The sequence below is a fragment of the Buttiauxella sp. 3AFRM03 genome, from assembly GCF_003675305.1.
In the GTDB taxonomy this organism is placed as follows: Bacteria; Pseudomonadota; Gammaproteobacteria; order Enterobacterales; family Enterobacteriaceae; genus Buttiauxella; species Buttiauxella ferragutiae.
Map to the genome: position 1 here is coordinate 5,278,743 of NZ_CP033076.1, position 13,345 is coordinate 5,292,087.

At 48.0% G+C, this 13,345-nt stretch carries 15 protein-coding genes and 2 pseudogenes; 9 read left to right on the forward strand and 8 right to left on the reverse strand.

Annotated elements, in window-relative coordinates; genetic code table 11:
- Positions 1-2 precede the first annotated feature (2 nt).
- On the reverse strand, positions 3-242 hold the full coding sequence (locus tag D8682_RS26255; RefSeq protein WP_121815575.1) for a hypothetical protein: 240 nt from the start codon (positions 240-242) through the stop codon (positions 3-5).
- A 180-nt stretch (positions 243-422) separates the two neighbouring features.
- On the opposite strand from D8682_RS26255, the gene D8682_RS26265 reads away from it, so the two are divergent.
- The 5 genes from D8682_RS26265 (at position 423) to D8682_RS26285 (ending at position 2,716) form a co-directional block, all read left to right on the forward strand.
- A complete protein-coding gene (locus D8682_RS26265) occupies positions 423-845 on the forward strand; it encodes a toxin YdaT family protein (RefSeq protein WP_121815577.1) in 423 nt (140 codons plus the stop codon).
- Between the two features lie 186 nt (positions 846-1,031).
- The gene (locus D8682_RS26885) at positions 1,032-1,184 is read left to right on the forward strand and encodes a hypothetical protein (protein ID WP_162303057.1); all 153 of its coding nucleotides are present in this window, start codon (positions 1,032-1,034) and stop codon (positions 1,182-1,184) included.
- 213 nt (positions 1,185-1,397) lie between these two features.
- The gene (locus tag D8682_RS26275) at positions 1,398-1,778 is read left to right on the forward strand and encodes a hypothetical protein (protein ID WP_121815579.1); all 381 of its coding nucleotides are present in this window, start codon (positions 1,398-1,400) and stop codon (positions 1,776-1,778) included.
- A gap of 168 nt (positions 1,779-1,946) precedes the next feature.
- A complete protein-coding gene (locus D8682_RS26280) occupies positions 1,947-2,099 on the forward strand; it encodes a Hok/Gef family protein (RefSeq protein ID WP_162303058.1) in 153 nt (50 codons plus the stop codon).
- Positions 2,100-2,251: 152 nt separating this feature from the next.
- On the forward strand, positions 2,252-2,716 hold the full coding sequence (locus tag D8682_RS26285; RefSeq protein WP_121815581.1) for a GyrI-like domain-containing protein: 465 nt from the start codon (positions 2,252-2,254) through the stop codon (positions 2,714-2,716).
- A 192-nt stretch (positions 2,717-2,908) separates the two neighbouring features.
- On the opposite strand, the pseudogene D8682_RS26290 reads toward D8682_RS26285, so the two are convergent.
- A pseudogene (locus D8682_RS26290) lies at positions 2,909-3,433 on the reverse strand (IS3 family transposase); the annotation flags it as partial.
- Between the two features lie 75 nt (positions 3,434-3,508).
- Between D8682_RS26290 and D8682_RS26295 the strand changes: the two are divergent.
- A protein-coding gene (locus tag D8682_RS26295; RefSeq protein WP_121815582.1) for an IS3 family transposase occupies positions 3,509-4,620 on the forward strand; the annotation gives its coding sequence in 2 pieces (ribosomal slippage) (positions 3,509-3,770 and positions 3,770-4,620; 1,113 coding nt in all).
- Here the strand turns inward: D8682_RS26295 and D8682_RS26300 are convergent.
- The 4 genes and pseudogenes from D8682_RS26300 to D8682_RS26320 form a co-directional block, all read right to left on the reverse strand.
- A pseudogene (locus tag D8682_RS26300) lies at positions 4,621-4,866 on the reverse strand (IS3 family transposase); the annotation flags it as partial.
- A gap of 30 nt (positions 4,867-4,896) precedes the next feature.
- Positions 4,897-6,059, reverse strand: a protein-coding gene (locus D8682_RS26305; RefSeq protein ID WP_121813401.1) for an IS3 family transposase whose coding sequence is annotated in 2 segments (ribosomal slippage) — positions 4,897-5,798 and positions 5,798-6,059 — 1,164 coding nt in all. Because the reading frame shifts where the segments join, the coding sequence is not laid out codon by codon here.
- 574 nt (positions 6,060-6,633) lie between these two features.
- Positions 6,634-7,116 carry a macro domain-containing protein gene (locus D8682_RS26315; RefSeq protein WP_238392797.1) on the reverse strand — a complete coding sequence of 161 codons (483 nt, stop codon included), beginning with the start codon at positions 7,114-7,116 and terminating at the stop codon, positions 6,634-6,636.
- 13 nt (positions 7,117-7,129) lie between these two features.
- Complete coding sequence (locus D8682_RS26320) at positions 7,130-7,381, reverse strand: hypothetical protein (protein ID WP_121815584.1); 252 nt, start codon at positions 7,379-7,381, stop codon at positions 7,130-7,132.
- A gap of 118 nt (positions 7,382-7,499) precedes the next feature.
- Between D8682_RS26320 and D8682_RS26325 the strand changes: the two genes are divergently transcribed.
- Positions 7,500-9,860 carry a hypothetical protein gene (locus tag D8682_RS26325; RefSeq protein WP_121815585.1) on the forward strand — a complete coding sequence of 787 codons (2,361 nt, stop codon included), beginning with the start codon at positions 7,500-7,502 and terminating at the stop codon, positions 9,858-9,860.
- Positions 9,861-9,891: 31 nt separating this feature from the next.
- On the opposite strand, the gene D8682_RS26330 is transcribed toward D8682_RS26325, so the two are convergent.
- Both D8682_RS26330 and D8682_RS26335 read right to left on the reverse strand, forming a co-directional pair.
- Entirely contained in the window at positions 9,892-10,335 is a 444-nt protein-coding gene (locus tag D8682_RS26330; RefSeq protein ID WP_121815586.1) for a hypothetical protein, read from the reverse strand.
- Positions 10,336-10,932: 597 nt separating this feature from the next.
- Complete coding sequence (locus tag D8682_RS26335) at positions 10,933-11,727, reverse strand: hypothetical protein (protein ID WP_121815587.1); 795 nt, start codon at positions 11,725-11,727, stop codon at positions 10,933-10,935.
- 525 nt (positions 11,728-12,252) lie between these two features.
- Between D8682_RS26335 and D8682_RS26895 the strand changes: the two genes are divergently transcribed.
- Positions 12,253-12,435: a hypothetical protein gene (locus D8682_RS26895; RefSeq protein WP_162303060.1), complete on the forward strand. Its 183-nt coding sequence runs from the start codon at positions 12,253-12,255 to the stop codon at positions 12,433-12,435.
- Positions 12,436-12,561: 126 nt separating this feature from the next.
- Positions 12,562-13,176, forward strand: a complete 615-nt coding sequence (locus D8682_RS26340) for a recombination protein NinG (RefSeq protein ID WP_121815588.1) — start codon at positions 12,562-12,564, stop codon at positions 13,174-13,176.
- Positions 13,177-13,345 lie beyond the last annotated feature (169 nt).

The window sequence follows — 13,345 nt, forward strand, 5'->3', positions numbered from 1 at the left end:
GCTTAGTCCCGCCATTCATCAATTTCGTCCTGTATGTGGTCGTCGATCTCGTCGCAGTCAGCTTCTTCATTGAGATACAGGCGAGCTTCTTTAAGGTACTGCACGCTGCGTGCTCGGTACCATTCAGCAAACTCTGGCGACCAGCCTTTACTATCCCCATCAAAATCCACCTTGGCGTTATTTTCGGCCATTTGCTGAATCATGGCGCCGGCGGTGATAACGGCACATTCACGGATGGCCACAAACGGTAAATCGCTGGGTCACCAGATATAACGGAGTGGTCCCTTCTGACTGGGTACTCCGCGTTTACCTGGCAACCGGCGTAACCCCGCACGAACTACGTCCAGATCTTCACCCAACCCCAACGTCTGGCATTCCAGCTGATGTACAGACTAACACCTAGGGCACCTAAGGACTGATTAATGGAAATCAAACACGAACACATGGAGGCCGTGCTGCTGGCTTGGGCAGGGAAAAAAGACCAGCGGCGCGTTGCTGATGCGATTGCGGAGCAGTACTCCCAACTCGGTGGTGGTGATTTGAAAATCAAACCCGGCAAAACATGGTTGAACCAGCAGAATATTTTCCATCGTTGGCTTAAAGGGGAAAACCCAGATCAGCGCGAGAAAATCCGCCAGCTTACTCCAGCCATTCTGCGAGCTATGCCTCGCTCTGTGCGCCACCGATTGAGTATCTACGACACCCTTGAACGCCGAGCTATGCAGGCCGCTCAGGATGCGCTGGGTGCTGCTATTGACGCTCATGACGACGCTATTGAATCGCTGTACAGCAAAGTGCAGGCGAGATCTGGCAGCGGCCCGACTGGCACACAGCAATACCACTGAGGCCTCAGTCATGACCCATGAACAATTCCTACGTAGTCAGATCCGTAATTTATTGCTGACTGCGAAGTACGACGAGACCCGCCTGCAGCGTTCATTGGGGTTGTGATTGTGTCGATACCAGTGAATTGCCCGAAAGGCACAAAGCCCAGAATCATTCACCGTGAACCACGCGGCGCATGGTGTGCAATGGGGTACGTGAATATCGTCTGCACCTGTGAATGCCTGCGAGTGGTGACCGCTTACAGCAAAGGCGGCAGGGCGTGGGAAACCGCAGAAGTTAAAGCCATTGAGAAATGGAACGGCGAAGTGAACAAACTAAACAATGGAACTGGAAAATGAGAAAATACCGCAAAGGCGCTATGTAATGGGAATATTCGCCACAGGTGCTCCGTTATTCATTGAGGCAGCGCGCGGTAAATGCCAGGTAAGGGCATGGATCGATTTTAATCAGTTGGCGTTATTCTTGGAGGTAATTGGCGTGGAACGTTACGAGGTTCATAACAAAGCGTTACCTAACACATTTTTGCAGGCTAAATCTTCAGGAGGGGAGTCATGTTTTATTTGACGTGTTTGATCGTGGCTTCATTCTTGATCTTAACATCCAGCGCAGGGGATGTCAGGGGGCTTATCTTTGGGGGGATGGTGAACATCATTGCAGTTTTAACTCTATTCTCAGGAGTGCGACGGGATAAATTAATCTGCCCGAGCATTAATACCTCTGATGCGGTAAGCCTAAAATTAGAAGACCCTGATAAACGAATGCTGCGGCTTCTCACTGAAAACACTGGCCGCTATTCCATAGATAAAGATGGGGTGGTTTCAACGAACTGGAATCACCCGGCAGTGCAGGCGGAAATGCGCAGGCAAATTGAGGCCATAGAGAAATTGTGGCCTGTAGAAATGCAGCACGAAAAGAAAGTGAATAGCCAATGAGTTATCGTAGAATGCCGGCGGGTGCTTGAGACTATCTGTCTCGAGCATTAGCAGAAGGCAGATGGAGAAAAGCCCCGAGTAATTTTTTCAAATTAACCCGAGGCCCCTCGTATGCTCGCAACATCAAGGTTAGCCTCTTACAGACCATCAGGTCAAGGAGTAGGAGCTATGAAACAGCAAAGGGCGATATTAATCGCCATAATCGCAATCTGTATCACGGTCATTATGGTGGTACTGGTAACGAGGAAAGACCTCTGTGAGGTTCGGTTCCGAACTGGCCATGCGGAGATTGCTGTTTTCACGGCTTACGAATCCGAGTAAGAGCACCGGCGGGGAGGAATCCCCGCCACTCTTCATGGAGTGGCGCAAGGCGTTCTCAGGCACCCAAACTAAACCGCTCAGGCGATTTTTTCATTATCCGGCCTGACGTCAGGTTAGGGTATAATTCAAATTTACCTTGGAAGACAATCATTATGAAACCAAAGACTGAGCATATAAAAAGCTTCTGTGTGGCGGGGCTTTGCGTACGTACGAAAAACATTGATGAGTTCAATTCTGAAAGCGCAAGAATCCCTGGGCTATGGACACAGTTCTATTCAGAGGGAGTGGCAGAGCAGATCTCAACACGGCTACCAGACACTCCAATTTTCGGCGTTTACTCAGCCTATGAAACTGACGCTGCCGGCTTTTATGATTTAACCGTTGGTGTATCTGTTGATAAGTCAAACAGCGATTTTGAAAATATTGTCATTGAAGCTGGAGAATATCTCGTTTTTGAAGCTAGAGGGGCTATGCCCGATGCTATTATTCACACTTGGTCTTATATCTGGTCCTATTTTGAACAACACCCTGAGATATGTCGCAGTTTTCTTACCGATTTTGAAGCTTACAAAAGCTCAGAAGAAGCTCATATCTATATAGGCATTAGCACTACATAATCTTTTCAAATTCCATTTATTTGTCTACACAGCATCAATTAACACATCTGCTATGTGCACATCAAATTGTTCAAAAAATACACTTACCGTACGTTTCCGTATGGTTGGGCTTCAGACTCCTAATAGGAGCCCAAAAAAATTTGCATATAGTGAAATATTGCTAACGCGTACGCAAAAGTTACCGTGTAGTGGTCAACAAAAACTGGCCACGGCTTTAGAGTTTTTCCAGAACAATCGTTCTGATTCATTCGGCGTCAGACCTCCATTATATTGATGAGGTCTGAGCTGGCTGTAATATCCCATGATGTAATTCGTTATCGCTGTGCTGGCTTCGCTAAAATTAGCGTACCCATTATCCGGAACCCACTCTGTTTTCAGGCTTCTGAAGAACCGTTCCATTGGACTATTATCCCAGCAATTTCCCCGGCGACTCAGGCTTTGCTTTATCTGATATCTCCACAGTAACTGTCTGAAATTCCTGCTGGTATAGTGACTTCCTTGATCCGAGTGATACAGTAAATTAGCCGGTTTTCCCCGTGCTTCCCTGGCCATCGACAGGGCTTTACCTGTCAGTGCTGAATCAGGGAAAAATGACATCGCCCAGCCAACCGGTTTACGGGAAAACAAATCGAGTACAACAGCCAGATAAGCCCAGCGTTTTCCCGTCCAGATATAAGTCACATCACCGCACCAGGCCTGATTAGGCTCGGTAATGTAAGTATCCCGGTAAAACGAACCATTCACTTTTAGAGATCTTCCGACATACTGATTATGTCCCCTGAGGAGATCGCCATGCGTAAAGCCCGATTCACTGAGCACCAGATCATCGCCGTTCTGAAGTCTGTTGAAGCCGGACGTACGGTCAAGGATGTCTGCCGTGAAGCCGGAATATCGGAGGCTTCGTACTACAACTGGAAAGCAAAGTACGGCGGGATGGAAGCCTCTGATATTAAAAAGATGAAAGACCTGGAGGATGAAAACCGCCGTCTCAAACAAATGTTTGCTGATCTCAGTCTTGAATGCCGGGCTCTGAAAGATGTCATCGAAAAAAAGCTTTAAAACCAGCGATAAAGCGGGAGCTTGTTGGCTATCTGACCACACAATTTGCCATGAGCATCCGCCAGGCATGCAGGACGTTATCGCTGAGCAGGACCGTATATTTTTACCAGCCCAATACCCGGCGTGATGAACCGGTGATCCAGGTATTGACTGAACTGGCAGAACGCTATCCGCGGTACGGTTTTAAGAAGCTGTTTCAGGTGCTGCGCAGACAGGGGCACGCCTGGAACCATAAGCGGGTTCACCGGATTTACTGCCTGCTGAAACTGAATTTTCGTCGTAAGGGGAAGCAACGCCTGCCGGTGCGTAATCCGGCGCCGCTGGCGACGCCAGAAGCACTTAACCAGAGCTGGTCCATCGATTTTATGCACGATGCGCTGGTGTGCGGCAGGCGCTTCCGAACCTTCAATATGGTGGATGATTTTAACCGCGAAGCACTGGCGATAGAAATCGATCTGAATATCCCGGCTCAGCGGGTAGTAAGGGTGCTGGACAGGATAGTGGCGAATCGCGGATATCCGCTGAAGATGCGGATGGATAACGGCCCGGAACTGATATCACTGGCTCTGGGGCAGTGGGCCGAAGAGCATGGTGTGTTGCTGGAATTTATTAAGCCGGGTAAACCGACACAGAATGCCTTTATCGAACGCTTTAACCGGACGTACCGGACAGAAATCCTGGATTTTTATCTGTTCAGAACGCTGAATGAAGCAAGGGAAATTACAGAGCGCTGGCTGACGGAATACAACAGCGAGCGGCCTCATGAATCACTGAATAACCTGACACCGGAAGAATACCGACTGATGGCTGAAAAACCGGAAACCTCAAAAAGTGCGTGGAACTAAAACAGGTGTGCTTACAGTAACAGCAAACTGGCGATCCAGATAATTAGGGATCTCAATGTGTTCCTTAGACGCCATCTTATAACGATGGCCAGGTTGCTGACAGCTGATAATATTGAGTGCTTTCATCAGCTTTGTTGCCCGCCAGCGGCTCAGCTTTATACCTTTGGTGGTGACCATCGCGGCAATGCTTCGCGCTCCTGCTGAGCCGTTACTTTCGCGATAAACTTCGCGCACAAGGCTCAGTAATGATCCTACCCACGTAATGCAGACACGGCCCTAAGCGAGATTCAGATTTTCAAATTGTTCCGGGCTGAGTCCGCCACAGGCACTGTGGCGACGCCACCGATTGTAATCACACTCGATATAATTAAACACCGTCGTCCGCATCATTTCCCGGCTGATAAAGCGTTCACCGTGGATACATTCGACTTTCAGTGAGTGGAAGAAGCTTTCTGCACAGGCATTATCGTAACAACAACCCTTTGCACTCATGCTACCGCGCAGGTTATGCCGCTTCAGTAGCGCCTGATAATCCGCTGAGCAGTACTGCCCACCACGGTCGGTGTGAACGATGACATTTTCCGGGTGCTTACGTCGCCACAACGCCATCTGTAGCGCATCGCAGGCCAGCTGTGCCGTCATCCGCGATGACATTGACCAGCCGATAACAGCACGTGACCACAGATCGATGACGACAGCCAGATATAGCCAGCCTTCATCAGTACGTAAGTAGGTGATGTCACCCGACCATTTCTGGTTTGGACCGCTGGCGTAAAAATCCTGCTTCAGCAGGTTCTCCGACACCGGCAGGTCATGCTCGCGGTAACTGACCGGGCTGAACTTCCGTGACGCTTTCGCCCGAAGCCCCTGACGACGCAGGCTGGCTGCCACGGTTTTCACGCTGAAGCGGTAACCCTGAGCATGCAGTTCATCGGTCAGGCGCGGTGCGCCGTAGCGCTGTTTTGCCCGGTGAAAAGCCTCGTGCACGGCGCTGTCACAACTCAGACGGAACTGCTGGCGTGAGTTTAGCCTCGCACGCCGCTGAGCCCACGCATACCAGCCGCTGCGGGCCACCCGGAGGACGCGACACATGGCTTTGATGCTGAACTCAGCCTGATGTTTTTCAATAAAGACATACTTCATTTCAGGCGCTTCGCGAAGTATGTCGCGGCCTTTTGGAGAATGGCCAGCTCCTCGTCCCGTTCCGCCAGCTGGCGTTTGAGACGAGCATTTTCAGCAGCGAGTTCATTTTCACGCTCAGAGGATGAGAGCTGTTGCTGCTGTTTACTGCGCCAGTTATAAAGTTGCGATTCATACAGGCTGAGTTCACGGGCAGCGGCAGCAACACCGATGCGTTCAGCGAGTTTCAGGGCTTCACTGCGAAATTCAGGGGAATGCTGTTTACGGGGCTTTTTGCTGGTTGATACTGTTTTTGTCATGTGAGTCACCTCTGGTTGAGAGTTTACTCACTTAGTCTCGTGTCCACTATTCGCGGGTAGGATCACAAACCCTTGTGCCTCAAACAGAGTACATACAGTTTCGTGAATTGTGTTGATCGCCTTAGTTTTGGCCTTTTGATTCATCTATTGCTCCGTAGGTATAGCTGCCAGCATCGAGGATCCGCCCGAAAGAGGACCACCATAGCTAAGCACTTGCTCCCATGTTTCTGTTTCTGCCGATTTCGTTTTCACTGACAAAAAATCGGCCTAGCTTAGGATGACTTCACTGTGCTCTCTCGGTGAAGCCAATACATAGCCGAGCCGTCGGCCAAATATTTCCTAATATATTTGATAATATTCAAATTTTAGTGGATATACCCCTATAGGGGGCAGTTTGGATATAGAGAATTATAGTAGGGGGTTGAGGGCCAATGAAACGAAAACGTACGCTAAGAGTGTAACCTTATATATTTTGGTTAAAGAATACGCTTAATGTACAAAAATTTCCGATATCCAAACTGACCCCTTTTTAGATAGCATTATATAAGCTCTATTCATACTGCTTTTCCTGTTGTCATTTTTCCCTCTTGTCATTTTGAGGTGCTCCAGACGGCTCATAGATAAAAACATGAACGTCACTTAATGGCTGCATAGCGTGTTTTATTTTTTCACAAACTACAGACCAATCAAGTCCTCCCAATCCAGCACCCAGTGGTGGAATGGCTATGGACTTGATACCCATTTTTTGTATATCCCCAGCAAGGGAAACTAAACCAGAATCAATATCTTCTATTTTGCTAGAGCCTTTCCAGTGTCTCTTCGTTGGGAAATTGATGATGAAACGAGGGTTCGTAAGTTGTCCAGTTTCAAAAATAAACATCTTTCCAGGGTGCACTTCGTTTTTCTTGCATGCAATCGCGTAGGCCTTGAAATTCTCAGGCCAAGTTTTTTTAAATTGCAATGCAAGTCCTCTGCCCATAACTCCTACACAATTGACTGTATTTACTATAGCTTCTGCATCAGCTCGCAAAATGTCACCATGTGTTATCTCGATCACTTTTACGGTCTCCTCAGTAATACCAATGAGTGTTAATGCTAACAGGTGGTTTGTGTGTTGCTGTTTCGTATTCCTGTCTGCGGGCTTCCTGCGCCTGTGTTACCCGGCGTTCGTCTTCGATGGCACTGAGTACCCGAGTCCGTACCTGCGCCTTAATGTCCTTTGGAAGTTTTTTATTGCCCTTCAGGCCCATGGCCAGCGCCTGTGCAACAAACGCGTCAGCCAGCCGTTTCTCTTCGGCGGCGGTGAGTTTTTTGTGTGCCATCGTGTGTCTCCGGAACGCTCATAAGTTTAGTAACATATTACGACATATAGGAAATTTTTGTTATGTCCTGTGCTGTGTATGATGTGCAAATAACCATCATAAATCCAGGGATAACAGAATGAAAATGGTACTGCCGGTTGACGGCTACCGCTCGGCGACGGAATTCATGGCCGCCATGCAGGGCAGCGAAGGGGATACTCACTGGCTGATGAAGCAGGCAGAACACTGGCATGGGGGGATTCACCTCTGTGACGGTTTTGCCGGCAACGCGGTCTTTAAACCCGGCAGCCACGGCCTGAAATGTATGACCGATGGTCAGGTGGTTGCCTGGCGACTGAATGATGATTATCAGACGGCGGCATTCGGAAAAAAGATGCTGAAATTCAGCTCCACCTTCGTACTCATCAAGTCCACCTGTACCCCGGATAAAGACAAGCCTGACCATGCGCTGGAGTTCCACACCCTGTGGATGCAGATAGCCCCGCTGTCTGAGTACGGCATGACGGATACACCGACCGCCACGGTGACTGCCAGTACGCTGAAAATTCGCCAGGACAACACGCTTCCCGGCTGGATACGTGGCGGGCTGAGGGAAGGGATTAATGTTCCTCATGATGCACTGCGTCACTATGAGGCCCCGCTGGATACACAGACCACGCTGCCACGTGGTGCCGTGGTGGAAATTAAGCTGGAGGCATCATTCCTGCTTAACGGTAAACCCGCGCCGTTTATCTTTGTGTCTGTGGTGTTGGTACCGGAAGGGACGAAAAGCGGGTTGCCGGCTGGCGGATCCGGCTGGGTCTCCGGGCTGGATACGTTCGTGAAACGCCAGAGCGCCACGCTGCCGGCCTGGATGCTGGTCGCCCGTCAGCATGGCGTGTTTAATCAGGTGGTGACGGTTTCCGGGGATGATGCTCCTGAGGTTAAGGCCGGGGAGATTATCGGCCACCTGAGCCTGGATGAGCGTCCGTATGGGGCCCCGCAGCACTTCTGCCATCTGGAAGTGTTCAGTCAGGACACGCGGATGAAGGATTTTCTGGCGAACAAGGCCGGGGTGACGACCGGTGCGGCAGTGTTGCACACGCTGGCGGACAAAACGCGCTGGCTGCATCGGGAGAAGGATAATACGTTTGTGGTGGCCGGTGTGGGTGGGGATCCTTCACCCAGTACTGCCGAGCGGTACACCCCGGAAAGCGAGTGCCGGAAAGTGGAAGCGGACGGAAAGACCTGGTATTACATTCCCGGTGAGCTGTCATGGATGGCGGCGGAAGACGTGGAGAAAGCGAACCAGTTTGACCTCGAAAAGCGGGGCTTTATGCCGCTGGAGCAGGAGGACGCACCGCAAAGTATTTTCCAGACCCCGAAAGAGGGCTGGCTGCGGCGGACGTACGAACGACTGGAGGCGCTGGCCCGGAGTGAAACGCGGGATATGTATTCCTCGCGCTACACCGAGAAATACCAGAGACTGCTGAAACTGATGGATCTGAACCAGGATGGTGTGATTGATGCCGGCGAACTCTGGCGGTTTCTGCATAACACACAGCCGCATATCCGGTATCAGGTACAGCGATTCGTGGTGAAGCACCACAGCGAATGGCTGAAAGATGGTATGTCGGCTCTGTGGCAGGCAGCACTGAATGAACAGGCGAAGAAACACCCGGATATGGCGCTGTATAACCGGGACTTCATCAACAAGCTGGTGTGGATGAAGGATGTACCGGAGATCCGCAGCGGTGAAGCTCTGTGGCATATGCATCCGATTGTGTTTCTTGATGCCATTGCTGCCAGCAGAGGACGTATCACGTTAGCAATGCTGAGGATGATCTGGACGAGTATCGCTAATGTTAGTGATGAGTTGTTGCAGCAAGTAGCCGATGAACTGAATGCTAATCTGGATTTATGTCATCTGAATACAGAGGAAAGGCTTTATCACTTTATGGCTCAGGTTTATCAGGAGACCGGACCTGCATTTTCGATAACGGAAAGTCTTGATTATCCTCCGTCGAGATTATCATCGCTTTTTTTATATTACCGTAATCATGTTGAAGAGCAGTTGCTTGATGGCAGAACTGAAACGCATAAGGCTAATCAAGTTAATATTGCAAATAAAGCATATGGCGGTCGGAATGGCAATATTAATCCGGGTGATGGTTGGCGATATAGAGGGCGAGGGATGAAACAAATAACAGGTCGTTATAATTACATTGCTTTTACTAAGTATAGTGAAGCTACATGGGGTGAAACGATTAATTTTGAAGATGAACCTGAGATTGTATCTTCTTCAATAAAACAGGCTGTTCGTTCAGCGTTGTATTTTTGGGATGCTCATGCACTTTACAAAAAAGCAGACGAAGGGATAACTAGAAATGTGTGTGACGCTATAACTAACGTTGTTAATGCAGGCACTGATTCAAGAACGCTTAGATATGGCAACTTGATGAGGTTCTATGATTCTCAGATCTTCTCTGCCGCGTTCTAATATGAAGCCGGCTTATATAAGCCGGTGTTTCTTAATTATAGAGTGACTCAAAGTTATCTTTTATAGTGTCAGTCACACATTGTATTTTAGCTACAGGTGTGGATTTTTTATAAACATCCACACCTGTAAATGTTTTATCGGATGGTACATTTACATCACTTAGTGCTGTTAGGTTGTAAGAATACTCACCATTGATGAAACTTACCGAATTATATATATATTGACCTGATTTATTTGCAAGTCTAACATTCGATGAAAAAACACCTGGAATATCCAAGTTGTATAATTTTGTATTCAGCGTAATGTCAGTTTTATTGGGGGTGCCATATGAATAAATAAGAGTGTCATTATCCCTTTCTATCTTCATAGTCTTGCCGTGTGACGTGTTACATTGAAATACTAATTTGTCGTGTGCGTATGTATTAAATGCGAGCAAAAATATGCTTGCTAAGATAATCAGTTTTATTTTTTTCATATCAGCTCCGTTGATTCATGGATCATATTGTATGAATGATCCTCTTGAGATCCTTTTAGTCTGCGAGTAATCTCTTGTCCTGTAAAGGGGTTTGAAGCCCAACCGTACGAGAACGTACGCTAAGTACATTTTTTAAGCAGGCTGGTCGAGTAAAGAAAACGAGGGTTTTATTTACTTTCCCTTTGATGCTAGTAACCATGCGGTTCCCGGCACTTTCGGTGTTAATAAACCCGGGAATAATATCAACGTAAATCAGCCCGACAATACTACGAGTTTATATACTTAAAATCATATGGTTACGTTCTTAACGTACGTTTCCGCTCCATTGGGCTTTTAAACCCCTATTACTATTAACAGCAAGGCTCAGGGTGAAGGTGGCGAATAGAGCGCCATTTCCCAGTCCTCAAGCGGTGGCGATATATTAAAGGATGGATCGCACCAGGACCTCAAGTAATCAGTAGCTCTTCTTTGGGCATGCGTGAAGTTGAGAACGTTGCCTTCACCATCAACCTCTATTACATTCGCAAAGATTGCGATTGAAGTGGTCTACAAAAACTGACCATAGATTCCGTTTTTCAAGCGACATCCAAGAAAGTTCTATGGAAGGATTTTGTTAATAAACTCCCATGTTAAGCAACACCCCTGACGGATAGATTCACTGTTCCAGCAATCAAAAAAATCATCGGCGCTCATTACAGGATGACGTCCACACATATAGTATGTGGTCAATTCAACGTTGCCAATACGCCGCAGATAGGGGATAACCCGGGTAAGATTTTTGTGATCTATCCAGCAGCTTGTTTCAAAACCGATCAATGGGCGACCTGACATTTCTGCATTCCCGACATCTTCGAGTGTGGGAACAGAGGATTGTTTCAGATTTACCAGGGCAAAATGGTATTCTGTCTTTCGCACAGAATGTTCAAGCTGTACTAATACGCACGCACCATACTCGTTGTTCGGTAAATTCACCGCCAATACATCTCCGACACTGAAATGCGACACCCTCAGTTTTTTAGGTAGTGTAGGGCGACGAAGTGGTCTGGGATTGTCCAAGATAATTTTTGCAGCAAATACATCAAGCGCTTTTTGCCGTTTCTTTTGGGCCTCAGAATCAATGTCCAGCCAATCTTTACACGCCCCCTGAGATATTAACTGGAGAGCATGAAGACGAACTTCTTCTTGTAATTCCCCAATCTTCCAGAGTGAAAAGGCCAGCGATGTCCAGTAAATTTCTGAGCCCAGGAGATCCCTGCAATAATCTTTCTCCCAAGCTCGAACTTCAGACATGATATCAGCCAGTGACTTCCCATCTTTCCATGCTTCTGTGACAGCGCTGTAAATATCGTGCGCCATATCACTGTCTATAATATTAATTCCATCTATTGCCATAAAGCCGTATTGACCCTCTACGTTTTATCAACCGAACGAAAACGCACGTCAAGTATATTTTTTAACCAGAATGGTGCTTTCACTGCCATGACGCAAGATAATTATAAAGGCCATTAGCTGCCCGTCAATTTGGATTGCTCTGTCCCGGTTTTCTGTTGGAAACGACCAAGTAATTTGCGAACAGGTAACCAAGTAAAATGCGAATACCCAATCACATTCTTTAAAACCCCACCTGTCTACGTAGCACTAATAGCTTGATTCCCACATCTGTAACCCAAACCCCGGATTTGAAATAAATCACCCTAAACAACTCAGCAATTTTCAGACCTGAATCACATCAGCTTATCAACCAGTTGGTATCTATTACGTCCATTAATAATTGATCGGTAAAACAGATCGATTGGTGCCAATTCGATCTGTGCGGCCTATTGGGTTTAAGCCAAAAGTGCTACTACGGTTTGTCAGCGCGCAAAGGTAAAACGGACTAGCCCCGGATGGGGAACATACCACCTTTGGATAAAACTAATGACAATTGAAGAGCTTGAAATGTTTGTACATTCAGCTGGACGCTATCAGGTATTTTCAGATGGGTGTGGTAATTATGCAGTAATACCAATTATGGAGTCAGCCGTTCTTAACACTACTGAATCGCATGAGCAACTCAGTGCGCCGCCAAATGATTTGATTTATAATAATCAAACGGGCTGAACACCCTGAGCTTATCGCGCCACCGGAGAGAATCGGAATGGCGCACCAGTCAAGAATTACCCCAAAGACCCACACCGCAACCAGTCGTCGCGGTGTTTCCGCACATCTACACCCTGGCGGTGTGGCATGAGCAAAAAGCCTTCTCGTCGAAAATGCGCAAACAAAAAATGCCGGCAATGGTTCAAGCCATCACGACCAGAGCAAACTGTTTGTAGTTATTCCTGCGCCTGTGCGTACGGTAAAACCCACACAGCTAAAACAAAAACCAAAGAAGAACGGGAAGCAAAACGCCAGGCCAAAAAACAACAAAAGGCAGCACATGCCGCCTGGCGGGAACGTAAAGCTGCAGTTAAACCATTATCGCACTGGATGGACATGACTCAGCGTGCGGTAAACGACCTGATACGTGAAACGGATCTGGCGAACGGCGGGGGTTGCATATCCTGCGGCACCCGTAACGCTGACTCATGGCACGCTGGCCATTACCGCACAACCGCAGCCGCCAGCCAGTTACGTTTCCACCACGACAATATTCATCTCCAGTGCCATTCCTGCAACGTCCACAAATCCGGCAACATCGAGCTTTATCGCATCAACCTCGTCAAAAAAATTGGCGAGACTCGCGTATTAAGCCTGGAAAGCAACAGCGCCACCCATCGTTATTCCCGCGAAGAACTATCAACCATCCGCGCCACCGCTCGGGCAGACCTGCGCGCACTGAAGCTGCTGGTGGTCGCATGATTAGCCTCATTTCAATAGCCTTTATTCCGGATAGCCTGAAGTCAAGACGCTGGCGCTTATGGGAATACAGAATTATTTACCGCTCATTAAAGAGAATTTCCGGTACCCATGATGCTTATAAGCGGCTCCGAATGAGTATCTGGGTATGGCAGAACATCGAGATGGAGAG

Coding starts and splice junctions, on each gene's coding strand:
- D8682_RS26285 (WP_121815581.1), top strand. CDS start 2,252: ATGAAACCAAAGACTGAGCATATAAAAAGCTTCTGTGTGGCGGGGCTT.
- D8682_RS26885 (WP_162303057.1), top strand. CDS start 1,032: ATGGGGTACGTGAATATCGTCTGCACCTGTGAATGCCTGCGAGTGGTG.
- D8682_RS26265 (WP_121815577.1), top strand. CDS start 423: ATGGAAATCAAACACGAACACATGGAGGCCGTGCTGCTGGCTTGGGCA.
- D8682_RS26335 (WP_121815587.1), bottom strand. CDS start 11,727: ATGGCAATAGATGGAATTAATATTATAGACAGTGATATGGCGCACGAT.
- D8682_RS26275 (WP_121815579.1), top strand. CDS start 1,398: ATGTTTTATTTGACGTGTTTGATCGTGGCTTCATTCTTGATCTTAACA.
- D8682_RS26330 (WP_121815586.1), bottom strand. CDS start 10,335: ATGAAAAAAATAAAACTGATTATCTTAGCAAGCATATTTTTGCTCGCA.
- D8682_RS26340 (WP_121815588.1), top strand. CDS start 12,562: ATGAGCAAAAAGCCTTCTCGTCGAAAATGCGCAAACAAAAAATGCCGG.
- D8682_RS26320 (WP_121815584.1), bottom strand. CDS start 7,381: ATGGCACACAAAAAACTCACCGCCGCCGAAGAGAAACGGCTGGCTGAC.
- D8682_RS26280 (WP_162303058.1), top strand. CDS start 1,947: ATGAAACAGCAAAGGGCGATATTAATCGCCATAATCGCAATCTGTATC.
- D8682_RS26325 (WP_121815585.1), top strand. CDS start 7,500: ATGAAAATGGTACTGCCGGTTGACGGCTACCGCTCGGCGACGGAATTC.
- D8682_RS26895 (WP_162303060.1), top strand. CDS start 12,253: ATGACAATTGAAGAGCTTGAAATGTTTGTACATTCAGCTGGACGCTAT.